General features: G+C 37.8%; 10 protein-coding genes. All 10 read left to right on the top strand.

From position 1 onward, the window contains the following. Positions 1 to 400 precede the first annotated feature (400 nt). The 10 genes from FNW02_RS24450 to FNW02_RS24405 all read left to right on the top strand — a co-directional run bounded on the left by FNW02_RS24450 (position 401) and on the right by FNW02_RS24405 (position 19,171). A complete protein-coding gene (locus tag FNW02_RS24450) occupies positions 401 to 2,014 on the top strand; it encodes a PfaD family polyunsaturated fatty acid/polyketide biosynthesis protein (protein WP_191760082.1) in 1,614 nt (537 codons plus the stop codon). A 159-nt stretch (positions 2,015 to 2,173) separates the two neighbouring features. Beyond that, positions 2,174 to 3,499: an aspartate aminotransferase family protein gene (locus tag FNW02_RS24445; RefSeq protein WP_191760081.1), complete on the top strand. Its 1,326-nt coding sequence runs from the start codon at positions 2,174 to 2,176 to the stop codon at positions 3,497 to 3,499. A gap of 302 nt (positions 3,500 to 3,801) precedes the next feature. Continuing rightward, complete coding sequence (locus FNW02_RS24440) at positions 3,802 to 4,584, top strand: SDR family NAD(P)-dependent oxidoreductase (RefSeq protein WP_191760080.1); 783 nt, start codon at positions 3,802 to 3,804, stop codon at positions 4,582 to 4,584. 131 nt (positions 4,585 to 4,715) lie between these two features. Next, a complete protein-coding gene (locus FNW02_RS24435) occupies positions 4,716 to 5,522 on the top strand; it encodes an SDR family NAD(P)-dependent oxidoreductase (RefSeq protein ID WP_225225873.1) in 807 nt (268 codons plus the stop codon). A gap of 9 nt (positions 5,523 to 5,531) precedes the next feature. Then, positions 5,532 to 6,728 (top strand): SDR family oxidoreductase, encoded by a 1,197-nt coding sequence (locus tag FNW02_RS24430; protein ID WP_191760079.1) that lies wholly within the window; start codon positions 5,532 to 5,534, stop codon positions 6,726 to 6,728. 112 nt (positions 6,729 to 6,840) lie between these two features. Further along, positions 6,841 to 7,989, top strand: a complete 1,149-nt coding sequence (locus FNW02_RS24425; RefSeq protein WP_225225872.1) for an amidinotransferase — start codon at positions 6,841 to 6,843, stop codon at positions 7,987 to 7,989. Between the two features lie 300 nt (positions 7,990 to 8,289). Then, positions 8,290 to 11,238 (top strand): type I polyketide synthase, encoded by a 2,949-nt coding sequence (locus FNW02_RS24420; protein ID WP_191760078.1) that lies wholly within the window; start codon positions 8,290 to 8,292, stop codon positions 11,236 to 11,238. Between the two features lie 38 nt (positions 11,239 to 11,276). After that, entirely contained in the window at positions 11,277 to 12,467 is a 1,191-nt protein-coding gene (locus FNW02_RS24415; protein ID WP_191760077.1) for a phosphopantetheine-binding protein, read from the top strand. Between the two features lie 20 nt (positions 12,468 to 12,487). Continuing rightward, positions 12,488 to 14,902: an SDR family NAD(P)-dependent oxidoreductase gene (locus FNW02_RS24410; RefSeq protein WP_191760076.1), complete on the top strand. Its 2,415-nt coding sequence runs from the start codon at positions 12,488 to 12,490 to the stop codon at positions 14,900 to 14,902. Positions 14,903 to 14,908: 6 nt separating this feature from the next. Then, positions 14,909 to 19,171, top strand: coding sequence for a hotdog fold thioesterase (locus FNW02_RS24405; RefSeq protein ID WP_191760075.1), 4,263 nt, complete (start codon positions 14,909 to 14,911; stop codon positions 19,169 to 19,171). Positions 19,172 to 19,260 lie beyond the last annotated feature (89 nt).

Here is a 19,260-nt window from a genome sequence, read left to right as displayed (position 1 = left end):
TACTTTTACCAGACGAGTATTAGTTTTTGCAACAGAACCAGTTCAAATCAAAAAGGTACTTGTGTAACTATACAGACATTCAAACTTGGTTAATCATACTTCTATGACATTTAATCAACTACCACATGTCAAGCATCATAGAGTTTAGCGTCCTCAACGTTTGCCGATGATGGTTGAGCAAGTAGTATCAATTATATCTGTTAACAAATTTTGTAATGAACATAAAAAGTTTAGCACTTGTAGCAAAAGACATGAAAGAAAAATAACGTCGTATAGTACACAGCTTCAAATATTTGGCTGATATCACTTAATAACTGACAGTATTTTTGTATTGTCTTATTAAGGTAGTGTTGTGCTTGTTCTAGCCTGAGCCATCTTGCAAATACACAACTGCAACTTCATGATTGATAATGGTCTTTTTCCTAAAACAAATATTGCTTGTACGCCCTTAAAGTGGAAAGGGGCAGATTATCTACTCAAAACAGATGCAAAGCAAATTGAGCACTGTTTACACGATATAGACACACCATTCTATATATTGCACACTGGTTCTAGTATTGCGCTTGCAACAGGTGGAGAAATCTCGCCTACAGGAGATTACAATTGCTTAGGTTTAATACCAGCTTTTAATCCTGAGTGTCTTGGTAGTGATGCTTTTAAAAAAGCTCACGGCACAAATTATGCATACCAAGCAGGGGCTATGGCTAATGGTATTGCTTCGATTGATTTGGTAACTTCTCTAGGTAGAAAAGGATATTTAAGCTCATTTGGGGCAGCAGGTTTACCTTTGAAGAGAGTGGAAGAAGCTATCACAACCCTCCAAGCTACTCTTCATGATGCTCCCTATGCTTTCAATCTTATTCACAGTCCTTCCGAACCCAATTTGGAAAGAGAATGTGTGGAATTGTATTTGAAGTATGGAGTAAAAACGGTAGAAGCGTCTGCTTTTATGAACTTAACGCCTAATATCGTTTATTATCGTGCTGCTGGACTCTCTCAGGGTAGTCATGGCGAGATTATAGCTAGAAATAACATTATCGCTAAAATTTCTCGCAGAGAAGTTGCAGAAGTCTTCATGAAGCCAGCACCAGACAAGATACTGCAAGATTTAGTATCAAAAGGTCTAATTACTACAGAGCAAAGTGCTTTGGCTCAAAAAGTTCCTGTAGCTAGTGATATTACTGTAGAAGCAGATTCAGCAGGACATACAGATAATAGACCACTTGTTTGTTTACTGCCTTTGATTCAAGAGATTAGAAACCGCATCCAACAAGAATTCAAGTACGAAAAAAACATTAGAGTAGGAGCTGGAGGCGGAATAAGCACACCTCAAGCGGCTTTAGCTGCTTTTGCGATGGGAGCAGACTACATAGTAACTGGTTCGGTAAATCAAGCCTGTAGAGAGTCTGGAGCATCGGAAATTGTCAAAGCCGCATTAGCCCAAGCAGACATTGTAGATTTTGCTATGGCTCCTGCCGCAGATATGTTTGAAATGGGCGTAAAAGTACAAGTCCTCAAAAGAGGAACACTTTTTGCTATGCGTGCCCAGAAACTCTATGAAATTTATCGACAATATGATTCTATCGATGAAATTCCGACGTTAGAAAGGAAAAAAATTGAAGAACAGTTGTTTCAAAAAGATTTAGATACGGTGTGGGATGAAACTGTTCAGTTTTTCCAAGAGCGTGACCCTAGTCAAATTCAGAAAGCTTCAGAAAACCCCAAGAAAAAAATGGCCCTAATTTTTAGGTGGTATTTAGGAAAATCATCTTTTTGGGCTAAAGCTGGAATGCAAGAAAGAAAAATGGATTATCAAGTATGGTGTGGCCCAGCAATGGGAGCATTCAATGAATGGGTAAAGGATTCTTACTTGGAGAAACCAGAAAACCGTCATGTTATTGATGTTGCTTACCATTTGATGAAAGGAGCTGCTTATCTCTTCCGTATCCGTCAACTCAACAGTTTGGGGGTAAATTATGTTGATAGTTACGGAACTTATAAAGTAACACCATAATTCTTACTTTTTCTGGCTTTATGTAATTGAAAAAACTCAGCACTAATTCAATTATCAAGGCTTGTCTTTTTCTCAAAAGTCCTTGATTTGATGGGACTTATTTTGAAATAAATCGTTTCTAATTATTTGCTCAAATTTTAGTAGGTTAGGTAATAAGCAATGCCAAAACTTAAGTTTCCTCAATCTCAACAAGCAGCTAGTCAGGTAAAAAAATATTTACCTGGAGGAGTTCATTATAACTTTCGGTATGAAGGCAAAGATACAATCATACCTTTTAATAGAGGGAAAGGCTCAAGGGTATGGGATTTGGATAACAATGAACACCTTGATTTATTTTGTAAATTTGGTGCTTTAATTGTCGGACATCAAAATGAAGAATATAATGCAAAGTTAATTTACTACATTAATAAAGTACTTTCCGTAGACCAATGTGATTTGGAAGAACGCGTTTGTGAAAAGATTATTCATCATGTGCCTAGTGCTGAAATGGTACGTTTCGGGCTGAGTGGCACAGAAGCCGTGCAAAATGCTATTAGGCTTGCCAGAGCCTATACAGGTAAGCCTAAATTTGTCCGGTTCCAAGGGCATTATCACGGTAATGCAGATAATATTATGGGTGGTAAGCCAACATCTTCTGAGTATCCTGTTCCTATTGAATATGAAGGAGATTACATGGGTACTGATGGACGTGCTCCTAACATTTTGGAGGAGCAGTCTTTCCTTATCCCTTGGAATAATATCGATGCTTTAGAAAAGCTATTGCTATATCGTAGTGATGAAATTGGCATTATTCTGATGGAGCCTATCTGTATCAATGGAGGCGGAATAGTACCCGCACCAGGATATTTAGAGAAGGTCAGAGAACTCTGCGATCAATATCATATAGCACTTATCTTTGATGAAGTGATTACCGGTTTTAGAGTTGCTCTGGGCGGGGCACAATCCCTGTTAGGTGTAACACCTGATATTACTGTTTTTGCCAAGGCAATGGGTGGAGGTGCTCTACCAATGTCTGCCATTGTCGGCAAGAAGGAAATTATGCAACTCTATACGGATAATAAAGTTATCCACGCCGGAACATTCAACGGTTATCCACTTGGATTAGCTGCTGTACTAGCAACCATTGAGTTGCTGGAAAACGACCCATCGTGTTATGAGAGAATGGCGAATTACCTGACGCAAATAGGTCAGTCTCTTGTGGACGCGGCAAAAAATGTTGGAATACCAATGGTAGCTCAAGGTGTACCTGGTGTTTTAGTTTTCCATTCTGAGTCAGCACCACTTACTAAAGCAGAAGGTTACAACGAAACTACCAAACTGCGAGATATCTTAATTACACGGCTTGCTAGGAATTATGGCATCCAATTCTCCCCAGTTTCTAGGTTTTTTAGTAATCTGCTCATGGATGATTCTGATGTAACTTTCTTTAGAGAGAGGATAGGTGAAGTTATGACTGATATTGCCAGAATTAACGAATTTTTGTAAGCTTTGACAAAAATACGAATAATTGGCAAGACTAAAGCCATTTATACGCTTTAGTGCATAAGGTAAGAAGTGCAACAGTATAACGCACCATTCAAAAAATTTTCATTACCTTGACTTTCTTGAAGTGATTCTTAGGACAAGATGAGGTTTGCGTTGGTAAGCATAAAAAAGCAACTAATGAAATCCTCATCTTCTCCTTTTTCTTCTCTATAGCAAACATAACTTTAATTGCTTTGAGAGATAATCTTTGAATAAATGGCTTCTCAATTGTCGTAAACAATGCATATTTTGAATTTGATCAAATGCATAGTAACTATCAAATAAAAAGTCAAGATAGAATAGCAGTCGTCACTGGAGCAGCAGGCAGATTTGGACATCAGATTGTGCTGCAATTGTTGGCAGCAGGATTTTATGTAGCAGCAACAGATGCTTCTGAAGAGAAGCTGGCAAACTTGCAGACTTATCTAGGGTCTTTTGAGAGACTCGGCTTAGTTTTTATGGATGCATGTAATTCGCAAAGCATTCAGAAAGCTGGTGAGCAGATTACTAATTTATTTGGAGAGCAAATTTTCGTTTTAGTTAACAATGCAGACATATTGGAACCTACTCCTATTTTGTCGTCAGAACATCATGATCAAGTCAGAGAAATTATCGATACTAATCTGATAGGAACTTATAATTGCACCAGTTTTTTCTCTAGGTTCATGGTCAAAAGGAAAAGTGGACGCATTATTAACATTGCTTCTATTGCAGGTACTTGGGGAGCATCATTTGCCTCTGCTTATGCTGCTTCTAAGGCTGGAATGATTGCTGCTTCTAGATCTTGGGCTAGGGAACTAGGTTCTTATGGTGTGTGTGTAAATGCGATCGCGCCAGGTAGCTGCCATCCCAATACCCTAGAAAGTGCTGAGCAACAAAATCCTTCTGTTTCATTGAAAAGAAAGATATTGCTAGATTATATTCCCAGTAGTCGTTTTGGTAATCCTGAAGATGTGGCTGAAGTCGTTCTATTTTTAGCCACATGTAAAACTGATTATCTTAACGGAGCAATACTCGATTTAGACGGTGGGATAAATAAGGGATAAATGAGCTTATATAACAGTCTGACTTTATTTGTGAAAGCTCTATTTTTGATTTAACGAACTACTAAGACTTTCAAAAAACAGATGACTGAGGATTTATATAGAAATTAGTAATATATTTTGAACTTAATCAAATGGACAGTAACTATCAAATGATTAATCAAGATAGAGTAGCAGTCGTTACCGGAGCAGCTGGGGGATTTGGACAACAAATTGTTCTGCAATTGTTGGCAGCAGGATTTTATGTAGCAGCAACAGATATTTCTGAAGACAAGTTAGAAAGCTTACAGACTTATGTAGGAGCTTCGGAAAAACTAGGCTTATTTGGTATGGATATATGTAATTTGCAAAGCGTTCAAAAAGCTGGGGAGCAGATTACTAATTTATTTGGGGATAAGATTTTTGTTCTGGTTAACAATGCAGGTATTTTTGGGCGTACTCCAGTTTTATTGACAGAATATCATGATAAAGCGCGGCAAATAATCGATACCAATCTGATAGGAACTTATAATTGCACCAGCTTTTTCTCTAAGTTCATGGTTAAAAGAAAAAGTGGACGTGTTATTAATATTTCTTCGATGGCAGGTACTTGGGGAGCGTCCTTTGCTTCTGCTTATTCTGCTTCCAAGGCTGGGATGATTGCCGCTTCTAAATCTTGGGCCAGGGAACTAGGTTCTTATGGCGTGTGTGTGAATGCGATCGCTCCTGGGATCTTTCAAACCAATATGTTGGAACGGGCTGAGGAAGACGAACGTTCTGTTTCTATGAAAAAAAAGATAGTGCTGGATTATATTCCTGCTGGTCGTTTTGGCAATTCTGAAGATGTGGCTGAAGTCGTTCTATTTTTAGCCACATGTAAAACAGATTATCTCAACGGAGCAATATTTGAGTTAGACGGTGGTTTGAACATCGGCACTTTAGAAAGTATACATTTGAGTTAAATATTGATTATGAATCTTATAGATTGCAAAAACATTTTCATCACAGGCGTAACAGGAGTAGTAGGGGGAAGACTACTATATGAAATCCTGGCTTCTACACAAGCAAATGTATATTGCTTGGTCAGAGCAGATAATATCCAAAAAGCTAAACAAAGAATTGTTGATATTCTTGCAGTTTACGATCCACAACATCAAATATTTTCCCAGTTTGAATCAAGAACTCATGTTATAATTGGAGATATTACCAATAAACACTTTGGGTTAACAACTGAAGATTATTCTCAACTTGTCCAGAAGATTGATCAAGTTTTTCACGTAGCTGCAAACGTTAACATGGTAGCTAGTTTTGAAAAATTAGCTGAGGTCAATCTCAAAGGCACTTCAGAAGTTATTGAATTTTGCTTAGCTGGTAAAATTCCTATGCTTCATACATCTAGCTATAGTGTTATAGGTAGTAAAACTATGGAGCCAGGTTTAGTATTCAAAGAAAGCGACCTGGATATTGGGCAGACTTTTGATAATCAAAATTATGAACACACTAAACTGCAAGCAGAGCAGCGAATTCATGAGGCTGGAAAACGAGGACTCAAATGGGTAATTGTCAGACTTGGCGATATTCTCGGTGATAGTAAAACTGGTTGCTATCCGCTTACAGGTACAACTATTAAAGGCATATATTATGGTATTATCAAATCCATTGTTGACACAGGGCTATTCTTTTTCTTAAAAGATTATTTTTACATTACGCCAGTTGATTATGCGGCAGAATCTTCGCTTCACTTAGCGCTTAATCCAGAGGCTTACGGTAAAACTTTTCACATTATTAACCCAGATTGCAAATCATTTTACGATTTTGTCAATCTGATTGTGGATGTTGGCTACAGAGTCAAAATACTTCCCTATGAAAAATATATATCTCTATTTAGAGATAATGCTGTCTTCAAAGAAGGGAAGGTTTACAGTTCTTCTTTTGTTAACCTCTTGCTATTTTCGGATCTGATCACAGGTTCAGAATTATCTCCAGATTTGATAGATACTTCAGTGATAATTGACACATCAAATGCAGAAGAATTTCTTTCAAAGGCTAATATTTTCTGCCACAAAGTTGATACTGATTTACTCTCAACTTACTTGAAATATTGTGTAGAAAAAGGCTTTATAGCCTCTCCGGCTAACCAGTCTCCCCTAGCGACTATCAAATATTAATCTTCAGCATAGGGTAGATATCGGGAAAGGTCGTAGTATCTCATCAAGCACAGAATCAGAATAGTTGAGTAACAGATTTCCAGCACTACTTATTAATTTCAAGAGAAAACCGATGACAAACAATTTGAGTACTTTGGATACAGCTACAACTACAGCTCAAACTAATAAAACATCTCCTGTATGTTCTTACAATGAATGGGATCTCCTCGAAGAAGTTATCGTCGGTGTTGTTGATGGGGCGATGGTTCCATCCTGGCATACTATCTATAAGGTGACGATACCTGGTGGTCAGGATAAAGAAGTGAATGAAATGAGCAAGCAGATAGAGCAATATCGGCTTCCTTATCCAAAGAGAATGGTTGAAGCTGCTACCAATAACCTCAAACAATTCGTCCATATTCTCGAATCTGAAGGAGTTGTCGTACGTCGTCCTGATTTGTTCAACCATTCTGCATCCTTCAACACACCTGCTTGGAAAATTCTCAATGGCTTCTGTTCTGCAAATCCTCGTGACGTATTCATAGTTATTGGAAATGAAATTATTGAGGCTCCTATGGCCGATAGGGGTCGTTATTTTGAAGCTTGGGCTTATCGTTCCCTACTCAAAGAGTACTTTAAAGGAGGAGCTAAGTGGACTGCGGTTCCTAAACCACAACTACTTGATGAACTTTATGACCAAGATTACAAATTCCCGGCTCCTGGCGAAAAAATGCGCTATGTAATCAACGAGTTTGAGCCTACTTTTGATGCAGCGGACTTTGTGCGCTTTGGTCGGGATATTGTTGTACAGAAGAGTCATGTTACCAATAGCTTTGGTATAGATTGGTTGCAACGTCATCTAGGTGATGATTACCGCATACATGTAGTAGATTCCCTTTGTCCACAAGCATTACACATTGATACAACCTTGGTTCCTCTTGCTCCAGGGAAGGTATTAGTAAATCCAGTTAACTTAGATGTTAATAAACTTCCTGACTTCTTAAAATCTTGGGATATATTGATTGCACCTGAGCCTAACAGAACTCCCAAGACACTTTATGGAACAAATGTTATCAGCCATTGGGTAAACATGAACGTACTGAGTATAGACGAAGAAAGAGTTGTCGTCGAAAAATCTCAAGAGTACATGATTAAAGCACTAAAAGATTGGGGATTTAAACCCATCGTATGTGAGTTTGAAGATTATTATCCATTCTTAGGTTCTTTCCATTGTTCAACACTTGATGTTCGTAGGCGTGGTGAACTCAAGTCCTATGCTTAACCATCTTTAACAGTGAACAGTAAACAGTGAACAGTAAACAGTAAATAGTTATCAAGGCGTATGGTGGGGGATTTAAACCCGCTAGATAGCGCCTGCTACTAATCGGCTTTGGGTTATTAGTTTTCAGTTGGAAGTTAGCGTCGGTATAATGTAGGACTTAAACTTAATTATCTTGACTGATAACTGTTTACTGTTTACTGTTTACTGTTCACTGTTTACTGTTTACTGTTAAATTGGGTAAATTCAAAAAATAAATAAACAATATCTCAACAACTCATTAAATAAAAAGAAGGAATAGTAATGAAGCAAATATATCATCATACTCCTATTGCTATTGTTGGCATTGGTTCTCTTTTCCCGGAAGCAAAAACAGTTGGAGATTTTTGGGACAATATTCTAAATAGAAAAAATTGCATTAAAGAAATAGTTGATGAAGATCCAAGTTTTGAAGGTTACTGGAGTATTGATGAGTATTTTGATTCAGATCCCTCTGCTCCTGATAAAACATATAGTAAAATCGGGGCTTTCATTCCAGAAGTAAAATTTGATCCGATGGAATTTGGCATTCCACCAATCAACTTAGAGTCAATTAGTACTACACAATTGATGGCATTGCTAATAGCTAAACAGGCTTTAGCGGATGCTGGTTATAACCGAGATGAATCTACGGCTGCAATTCGTGACAGAACAGGAGTTATTCTGGGAGTTGGAGGGTGTGGTAATACTGCTTTTCCATTGACGACGAGAAATAATTCTCCCCAGTGGGAAAAGGTCATCAAAAACTTTGGTTTTCCTGATGAAATGGTCACTGCAATCGTAGATAAATTGAAAGATTTATATGCAGGCTGGCGAGAAAGTAGTTTTCCTGGTTTGCTAAGCAATGTAGTAGCCGGTCGGATTACTAGCCACTTTGATTTGGGAGGGACAAATTGCACTATTGATGCAGCCTGTGCTAGTAGCTTAGCAGCAATCAAGATGGCGATCGCAGAGTTAGCTGATGGTAGTTGTGATGCAGTATTAACTGGTGGAGTTAATGTTGATAATTCCATCTTCGCCTATATGTGTTTTAGTAAAACACCAGCACTTTCTAGAGAAGGCCGTTCTCGTCCTTTTGATGCATCATCTGATGGCATTGTTCTCGGTGATGGCGTAGGGATGGTAGTTTTGAAACGTTTGGAAGACGCGGAAAGAGATAATAACAAAATTTATGGTGTAATTAAAGGTATAGGTACTTCCAGCGATGGACGTGCAAAAAGTATCTATGCTCCCAGGTTTGAAGGGCAAGTAAAAGCTTTAGATAGAGCTTATGAGAAAGCGGGAATCAGCCCTAAACAAATTCAATTAGTTGAAGCACATGGAACAGGAACGGTTGCTGGAGATATATGTGAATTTCAAAGTATTAGTCATGTATATAAGCAAAATCAAGTTCCAAATTACTCTGTAGCTTTAGGTAGCGTAAAATCTCAGATTGGACATACCCGAACTGCTGCTGGTTCTGCTGCTTTAATTAAGACAACTTTGGCTCTTTATCATAAAATATTACCTCCGACAATTAATGTTGTTCAACCAAACCCCAAATTTGATCTAGAAAACAGTAGTTTTTATTTAAATACTGAAGCCAGACCTTGGATTCAACCTATTGACGGTTCTAAGCGTCGGGCGGCAATTAGTTCTTTTGGTTTTGGAGGTACTAACTTTCATGTAATTGTGGAAGAATATCAGCAAGAACACGATGCTGTATATAGGATGCATAATGTTCCTGATATTGTGATCATACATGCTGGCGATCGCAACATTTTAATTAAAAAATGTGAGGATTTATTAGATATTTTTAAATCGGAATCAGGCAAAAATGATTATTATCAATACCTCAAGCATACTAGAAACAAAGAGATTCCGATCAACTCAGCTAGAATTGGTTTTGTCAGTGAATCATTAGAGCAAACTATAGAATTATTGAAAGCATCTTTATCAACATTTCGTTCTAACTCTAAGGATAACTGGCAGCATCCTAAAGGTATTTACTACCGAACTACTGGCATGGATTTGAAGGGTAGAGTTGTAGCTTTATTCCCAGGACAAGGTTCACAATACTTGAATATGGGGATAGATTTTGCTAAAAACTATCCAGAAATGCGTAGAGTTCTATCAGAGGTGAATCAACTGTTCTATCAACAGAAGCAGTCTATTCTATCTGATATTATTTATCCTCCTTCGGTCTTTGATGAAAATCCAATCATCAAACAAAAAAATGAGATTCAGAAAACTGAACATGGACAACCAGCTATTGGAGCTATCAGTGTAGGAATTTACAAAATACTTCAAAAAGCTGGATTTAAACCTGACTTTGTGATTGGGCATAGTTTTGGTGAAATTACTGCTCTCTGGGCATCAGGTGTTCTCAGCGATCAAGATTTTTATCAACTTGCCATAGCTAGAGGACACGCCATGAGGGCAGAAAACTCCTCAGTCAAAGAGAGGGGTTCAATGCTAGCAGTTAATGCTTATGAAGTAGATGTCAATGCTTTAATTGCTAATTACTCTGATGTCAAAATCACCAACTATAATTCCAATTCTCAGATAGTTTTAGGCGGAGCAGAACAATCAATCAAGACGTTGTACCACACATTACAAAAGCAGGGAGTTCAATCTACTCTTCTGGCTGTTGATAATGCGTATCATACGAATTTTGTCAGACATGCTGCTGAACCTTTTGCTAGAGAAATTTCTCAAACCAACTTTAAAACGCCTTCTATTCCTGTTTATTCCAATGTAACTAGTAAACCTTACCCTCACAATGCAGATGATATTAAAAAAATCCTAGCAACTCACTTGTTAAGTCCAGTTGCTTTTAAACAAGCGATAGAAACAATATATAATCAAGGAGGTTATGTGTTTGTTGAAATTGGGCCGAAAAACACACTAACCAACTTTGTGAGCGATATCCTTAAAGGTCGAGAACATTTAGCGATCGCTCTCAATCCGCGTTCCCAAAATAGTTCAGAATACGAGTTTCGCCGTTCTATAGTTCAGCTTTTGGTAGGTGGTCTTGTGCTTCAAGATATTGACCCTTATCAAATACCAAAACCTATTGAGCAACCCAAATCTGCAAGAAGCGTAGCTGTCAATTTGAATGGTGGCTTTTATTTCAATCCTAAAACTAAGGAACTCAGAGAAAAAGCACTTTTTGAAAAAGATACATCGCTTTTAGATGAATTTCTCAATAAGCAAGCGCCATCACGTTTCTAATCCCAAGTGTGAGAATCAAAAACAATCAGGAGATAATCATGAGTGCAACAACACAAATAGCTAACATGGAAAAAAATAATCATTCTGGTAACGGTGATAGTCGTAATCTTCAAAACCTTTCTGTAGCAGCATATCCTGTAATCAATCAAACTGATATTCTGGCTCAGATTCAAGAGCAAAACTTCTTAAGTACAGTGCATCAACAATTCAATCAAAATCAAGGCAAGTATATTGATCTACTGTCTAAAATTGTTGATTATCAAGCATTAATGCTTGATAAATATCAAGATTCTGCTGCGCTACCCAAAGCAATGCATAATTTTGACCAAATACTGCAAATTTTGCAAAGAAATCAGCTTAATTACAATATCAACCATGAAGGTTATTTGCAGAATCAATTAAATTTGATTCGTACAAGTGAATTACCAACAGATATATCCAACAAACTAGATGATGTTTCTTTAAATAAGCAACTGAATGCTGCAACTTCCGAAACTCAAGCTGCACTTCCTCTTTCTCCAAAACAAGAATTGCAAAGTTCTTTAGATTCATCTGTTAACCAATTAGCAAACAATGTAGCTACACCGCAAAAAACTGAGGAATTACCTCAAGTTCCTTCTGTTTCTAATGATTTGACTTATATTCCTGTTAACAAAAAACCTAATGGTTCTGTACCTAAAACTAACGCTGTTGAAACTGTAGCTCCCACTCCTCCAATCGTTTCAACACCACCTAAACCCTCCTTCTTGCAGCAAGTTGTCATCACCTCAGAACCAACTAATAATGCTGTAGAGAGCGTTTCTGCACTTAGTATTCCAACTGTTGCGCCAGAACCAACTAATGATGTTGTAGAGAGTGTTTCTGCACCAGTTCATCCTCAAGAAGATGCTCCAACTACTTCAGTTGATTTGAGTGGATTCAGCAATCGATTACTAGAGGTAGTTAGCGATAAAACTGGATATCCAGTCGATATGCTGGATCTAAATATGGATTTAGAAGCAGATTTGGGGATTGACTCTATCAAGCAGTTAGAGATTTTCGCTGCTATGCATGAAGAATTCCCAGATATGGATGTAGATCCAGAATTATTCAGAGACTTGCGAACACTGGCTAAAATTGTTGATTATCTACAAGAACACTTGTCGAAACAAGCAACGCAACCTTCAAATAATGGCAATGTTGATCAAGAACAAGGTATTGAAAGACAGGCTGTTAAAAAAAAATTCTGAGCCAACCCGATAAACGGAAGTTGCAACTGTCTGAAGGTCATATCTGGTTAATTACTGAGGGAGGTGAGGGAGTAGGAGTTGCTGTAGCAGAAAAGCTACATCAGCAGGGACAAAAAGCAGTCATCCTAAAACTCCCTACCTACTCAGCTTTTCATCAATCAGTTGCTCAAACAAATATTGATGTAATCGACCTAAATAATTCAACAGAATTGCATCTCAAAGAAACTCTAGAGACAATTCAAGAAAAATTTGGTTTGATTGGAGGATTCATTCACACGCATCCATTAGCTCAAAACGTTTTGTCCTCCAATGACCTTTTTCAAGAACAAGACAAAGAGACAGTTAAATTAGTCTTTTTAATTGCTAAATATCTCAAATTACCTTTGAATAATGCGTGTGAAAACAATCGTGGTAATACTTATTTTGTAACTGTTACCAAGCTTGATGGAGAGATGGGAACTTCTGGAAAACAAGCCTGTGCCGTTATAGGTGGTGGTTTATCAGGGTTAGTCAAGTCATTAAATCGCGAATGGGCAAATGTTTATTGTCGTTATATTGATTTAGAATCCAGTATCAACATTGAGGAAGCTGCAAACATTATTATGGAGGAAATAGCTGATACTAATTTGGGCTTATTGGAAGTTGGACGTAATCAAGCAGGAGAGCGAGTTACCCTGACCACAGAACGCATTCATAACATTAATTACCTTGAGGAAACTCCAAATTCTCAGAGCATATTTTTGGTTAGTGGCGGTGGACGTGGAATTACTGCTGATTGTGTAACAGAACTTGCTAAAGCCTATAAATCTAAATTCATTTTATTAGGACGCACTGTATTACAACCTCATGAGCCTAAATGGGCGAATAACTCTACTGATGATAAAGAACTCAAAAAGCTGATTATTAATGATTTCATCCAACAGGGAAAGAAACCTACTCCCATTGAAGTCGATAGAATTTTGCATGATTTGATATCACAACGTGATATTAGAAATTCATTAAAGCAGATAAAGCAATATGGTGGAGAAGCAATTTATCTGAGTGTAGATGTTACTCATGAACTTGATTTAGCAAAGCAAATTGAAAAATTGCCTGAACATTTTAAAAATATTACGGGTATTATTCATGGGGCTGGCAATATAGCTGACAAACGAATTGAGAAGAAGACAGAAGAAGACTTTAATCGAGTATTTGAACCTAAAATTAAGGGATTAGAGAACTTACTCTCTATTGTTAATTTAGAGAAACTCAAGGATGTTATTTTATTTTCTTCTGTCTCTGGGTATTTTGGAAATGCAGGTCAAACAGACTATGCTTTGGCTAATGATGTTCTAAATAAATTTGCTTACTCTTTTAAACATCTCTTTCCCAAGATTCGGATCGTTTCAATCAATTGGGGCCCATGGGATAGGGGAATGATCAGCCCAACACTTAAGAAATTTTACCAAGAAAGTAATATTGATCTTATTCCTGTTGATATAGGCACTAAGTTCTGTCGGAATGAATTACGAATTGGCAAAGATCATGCTGTAGAACAAATTCTTGTAAGTGGAAAATTAAGCTTACCTAGTAATCACCAGATAGAACAAATAAATGTGGTAGAAAGTAAACGGATTATGCGGCAAAATGGTAATCCATTCATCAAAGATCATGTAATTGGCAAAAATGCTGTTTTACCAGCGACTTGTGCTGTTAACTGGATGGTGAAGTCTTCTGAAGATGTTTTGCCAAACTATAAAATTAGAGCTATTGAGAACTTCAAAGTACTTAAAGGAATTGTTTTTGATGAACAATATCAGGAAGAATATTTGGCTCGCATAAACCTTGCTAATACTGAAGATAATGGACATAGCTTTGTAGTAAAAATCAGCAGCCAACCAAAAGATAAAAATAATTCGCTTTATCATTATGGTGCAACACTCTTTTTTGAAAAAGAATGGGGTTCCATGCCTATTTACGAGAATCTAGATATTAAATCAGATGGTAAAGTCTACACAACTTATCAGGAAGGAAGTAGTTTATTTCATGGGAAAAACTTTCAAGGCATAAAGAAAGTTTTACATATTAGCGATCGCAAAATTACTTCCCTCTGCAATTTGCCTGCTATTAGTCCAAAACAACAGGGACAATTCACTGTTAATTCGTTTAATCCTTACCTGGGTGATGTTCAGTTACAAAGTGCCCTTATCTGGGCTTATTATCAACTGGATAATACTTGTTTACCGATGGGATTTGAAAAAGTTGAGCAATTCCAATCTCTTGATTTTAATAGAGATTTTTATGTTTCAACTGAAATTATTTCTTTTAATAAGAGCAAGCTAACAGCTAATATTTTTGTTCACAACGAACATGGAGAGATATATATTCGCTGGCTTGAAGTTAGTTATATCTTAATGAAAAATCTCCAAGCACTGTATTGGGAAAAAGGAGTGTAAGCTTAAATGAATGAGATTGCCATTGTTGGAATTGGTTGCTTATTTCCCGGAGCAGAAAGCCCTGAAGAATTTTGGCAGATGTTAATGAGTGGCAATGATGTCACTTCTGAGGTAACTATCGCAGATATGGGTAGATCTCCATCGATATACCACAGTCCAAAACGGGGAATACCAGACAAGATTAGCTACACTAAAAACGGTTATATTCGGGATTTTAACTTTGACCCTTATGGTTATAAAGTTCATCCAGAAAAGCTAATCGCTCTAGATAGGATATTTCACTGGTCTTTATATGCAGCAAGAGAAGCTCTTAGAGACAGTGGTTATCTTAATAATGAAGAGGTATTAAACAAAAGTGGACTAATTCTAGGCAATCTCTCTTTTGCAACAGAGCACTCTAGCAAGCTTTTTTCGTCAATGCACTTAAAGACTTTAGAGTACTTTGTCAAAGAGCTTCTCAACTATCAAGATTTTCGTTTTAATGACCCAACATTAGGACTAAATATTTCTCCTGATAATGCTATAACTGCTAGCTTACCAGCTAGTATTGTTTGCAGCGGTTTAGGACTAGGTGGAATTCGCTACGCAATTGATTCTGCTTGTTCCAGTTCATTGTATGTCATGGAGTTAGCTTCTTATTATCTGAATACTGGTCAGGTAGATATGATGCTAGCTGGCGCAGTTTGCGGTTCAGAACGCCTAAATATTATTCACGGATTTAATGTGCTGAATGCTTTTCCAGACCAAGGAAATAGCGCTCCTTTCGATCAATCATCCGAAGGGATTAAAATCGGCGAAGGAGTAGGCATGTTTGTCTTAAAGCGGCTCTCGGATGCAGAGAAAAATGGCGATCGCATCTATGCTGTAATTGAAAACATCGGTCTATCCAATGATGGTGGCGGGAAACATATCCTCAGTCCCTCGAAGAAGGGACAACATCTGGCGCTGAAACGAGCTTATCAGGGGTCGGAACCAGTAGATTACATAGAATGCCATGCAACTGGAACTTCTTTAGGAGATCAAACAGAACTCAATTCCATAGAAGAATTCTTTGCAACTAAAGATAAAATCCCGTTGCTGGGAGCCAATAAAGCTCATACAGGTCACATGCTGACGGCTTCAGCTATGGCTAGCATGATTAAAGTCATCTGGGCAATGAAAGAAGGGGTTATCCCTGCTACCATTGGCGTTGAGAATGCGATCGCCACTCAAAATGGAATAATAACCTCTGCAAGTATCGTCTGTGAGCATACACCCTGGCCGCAGACAAATAAACCTAAAAGAGCCGGTATCAATGCATTCGGTTTCGGCGGTACAAATGCTCATTTAATTTTGAGAGAGTATAGCCCCGCTTCTACTCAATCAACTTCACTTGTACCCAAGCCAAACCAGAGCAAACCAAGCATTCCAGCTATTGTTGGTATGCACATACATATTGGTGCTGTCGAAGGACTTGAGGCTTTTGCAAATACACTTTTCGAGAATCGGGAAGTGATGGAATCTTTACCATCTGAACGCTGGTCAGGAGCCGAAGAGACATTAACTGAAGCTCCACCCAAAGCAGCCTATCTAGATAAGTTTGCTCTTGATTGTATTGCTTTCAAAATACCTCCTAAAGAAGTGGGATCGGTATTATTTGATCATCTGTTCATGATGAAAGTTGCTGATGTAGCTCTGCGTGATGCTGGTTTCACTCGACATCAAGATTTTAGCAATACAGCTGTCATCATTGCTACAGAAATGAATCTGACAGTTCACCGCAATATTACTAGGCTCAACATGCCTTGGCATCTTCGGGAATGTTTCCAGAAATTCAATATTCAATTAACAGATGACCAAGTGAATCAACTGGAATCTGTTTTGAAAGATAGTATGTCGCCATGCCTTTATGTAGAGGGAGTAACGGGAGGAATAGGCAATTTAGTAGCTAGTCGAATTGCAGCTCTCTGGGATTTTACAGGGCCAGCTTTCACAGTATCAGCTCAAGAAAGTTCTGTTTATAAAGCAATTGAAATAGCTAAGTTTCTACTAGACTTTGGCACAGTAGATGCTGTGGTAGTGGGAGCTATCGATCAAGCAGCAAGTTGGGAAAACGTAGAATTGCGAAAACAACTTAATCAGCATAATTCTCAACTGACATTTGGTGAAGGTGCAGGTGCGATCGTCCTGAAGCGAAAAGAAGATGCACAAAAGTCTCAAGATAAGATTTACGCCACGATAGAGTCCCTAGCAATTATTCAAGGAAATGGAAATGAAGTTGTATCTGACTGCGTGTGGCAAGCAACACGAAAGTCTTTAGCAACAGCCGAGGTCAACCCTAACGAAGTGGGTTATATAGAATTGAATGAAGGTGGAATATTTGCCCAAGATAAGGATGAAAAAGTAGGTTTGAATACACTGTATTCTCTTGAGCACACAAATGTGGGTTCTGTTAAAGAGAATGTTGGTAATAGCTTTGTGCTATCAGGCATGGCAAGCATTATCAAAACATCTCTATGCCTTTATCATCGCTTTATTCCAGTTTATCAACAGCAATCTGTCCAATCATGGCAGTTATCCAGTCAACAAAACAAACGATTTGGGGCTGTTAATATGATTAGTAATGATTACTCCTACACTCATTTAATTTTGGGTGAAGGAGATTATCAAGAAATCCAGCAAAATCCTCAATTTGCTCATCAAACAGAAAGTAAAAAAGGGGTGTTCAAAACCCTGCTAAACGGTAGTGCCAGAATGAGAGATCTTATTCTGAGTGACGATAATATCAAACAATTTAGCACTGTAAAAATTCCTAAAGTTGTAAAGCTTACGCCAGAAAGAGCTTTATCAGATAATTATTCGATGGGGATGCAGCCTATTATGCGCGATCGCAAACAAATTATTCTAGAAAAACAGTACTTATGGAACGCAAAATTACAAAATTTGTTCCTACAAATTCAAGACGCATTTTATGAAAAAGTTAGCTCTAGTTTAACAACCAATATAGACAAAGCTAAATCAGAAAACTTAGATCCAGAGTTTCTTCCTGCCGCATCACATCAAACTATTGCAACTCTTCCCTCCACTCCAACAAACGACAATCAAATAATTCACGAACCAAAAAATATAATTTGGAATTTAGCAGAAATCACAGAAATAGTAGACGGAAAAATCTCGAATGTACTAGGGTCTTATTATCAAGAAATGGATAAACGTCCCATACGTACTAGAACACCTTCGCCTCCTTTTATGTTCATCAGCAGAGTCACCAAGATGACAGCTGAGCGTGGTAAATTGCAACCATGCATGGTCGAGTGGGAATATGATATTCCTCCAGATACGTTTTATGCGGCTCATAATACCCTGTCTGGATTGATGATCTTAGAGGCTTCCCATGCAATGCTGCTGGCTCTTGCTTACATAGGCTGTGACATGATGTTTGATGGGCAATTACGCTATCGAGCTTTAAGTTGCCAGTCTGAATGTCTAGATGAGTTTCCCCCACCAGGTGAAACAATACGCGGGGAAGTATATATCCATAAGCTTATAAAAGCCAAAAACAATCTGCTCTTGCAATACGAATATATCTGCTATCACAAAAATCGACCCTTAGTCAGACTTAATGCCAATTCAGGTTATTTTTCAGACGCAGATATCAATAATTCCAAAGGACTACCCGCCTATAATGCTTCTCCAAGACAAACTATTGTAAAACAGAATTTTTTACCTCCCTTGACATGCCATAAAACCAAGTTTAACGACGAAGATATTCAAGCTCTGCAAAAAGGAAATTTCAATATCTGCTTTGGTGATGCCTATCAACCGCAAAAGCCCTACGCTCTTGCCAGTGATAAACTACTGATGATTAATCGAATCTTACACGTTGATCCTCAAGGGGGAGCATGGGGTTTAGGGCAGGTTTTAGGTGAAGTAGATATTGACCCTGAGCATTGGGTATTTAACGCCCACTTTAAAAATGATCCTGTGATGCCAGGAACAATGCTGATAGAGGGCTGCTATCAAGTTGTGTTTTTCTACATGTACTATCTAGGTTTACATACTAAGTTTAATAACTGTAAACCAGTATTTTTTAGCTCTCTAAAAAGCTCAACAAAGTTCCGTGGTGAAGTAAAAAGGGAAAAAAATCAGGTTCAATTTCGAGTAACAGTTAAAGAACTTGTTAATGCAGATGAACCTTACCTGATTGCCGTAACAGAAGTTATCTATAACGATAGAATCATAGGCATTTGTGATGATTTATATATCAAGCTGGTAGAGCGTCAAAACTAAGAACATTGTCAGCAAAGATTATAGGACTTACGCAAGAACTCTCTGAAACTCTTATTCCTTTGTGTTCTTCTCTACTAGACGCTACGCGA

The organism is Komarekiella delphini-convector SJRDD-AB1 (assembly GCF_014831675.1).
Classification (GTDB): Bacteria; Cyanobacteriota; Cyanobacteriia; order Cyanobacteriales; family Nostocaceae; genus Komarekiella.
This window is presented reverse-complemented; position numbering and strand designations above follow the sequence as displayed.

What these genes read in the sequence shown, in the direction of transcription:
- FNW02_RS24415 (WP_191760077.1), top strand. Translation starts at nt 11,277, where the DNA reads ATGAGTGCAACAACACAAATAGCTAACATGGAAAAAAATAATCATTCT.
- FNW02_RS24430 (WP_191760079.1), top strand. Translation starts at nt 5,532, where the DNA reads ATGAATCTTATAGATTGCAAAAACATTTTCATCACAGGCGTAACAGGA.
- FNW02_RS24435 (WP_225225873.1), top strand. Translation starts at nt 4,716, where the DNA reads ATGGACAGTAACTATCAAATGATTAATCAAGATAGAGTAGCAGTCGTT.
- FNW02_RS24445 (WP_191760081.1), top strand. Translation starts at nt 2,174, where the DNA reads ATGCCAAAACTTAAGTTTCCTCAATCTCAACAAGCAGCTAGTCAGGTA.
- FNW02_RS24420 (WP_191760078.1), top strand. Translation starts at nt 8,290, where the DNA reads ATGAAGCAAATATATCATCATACTCCTATTGCTATTGTTGGCATTGGT.
- FNW02_RS24405 (WP_191760075.1), top strand. Translation starts at nt 14,909, where the DNA reads ATGAATGAGATTGCCATTGTTGGAATTGGTTGCTTATTTCCCGGAGCA.
- FNW02_RS24450 (WP_191760082.1), top strand. Translation starts at nt 401, where the DNA reads ATGATTGATAATGGTCTTTTTCCTAAAACAAATATTGCTTGTACGCCC.
- FNW02_RS24440 (WP_191760080.1), top strand. Translation starts at nt 3,802, where the DNA reads ATGCATAGTAACTATCAAATAAAAAGTCAAGATAGAATAGCAGTCGTC.
- FNW02_RS24425 (WP_225225872.1), top strand. Translation starts at nt 6,841, where the DNA reads ATGACAAACAATTTGAGTACTTTGGATACAGCTACAACTACAGCTCAA.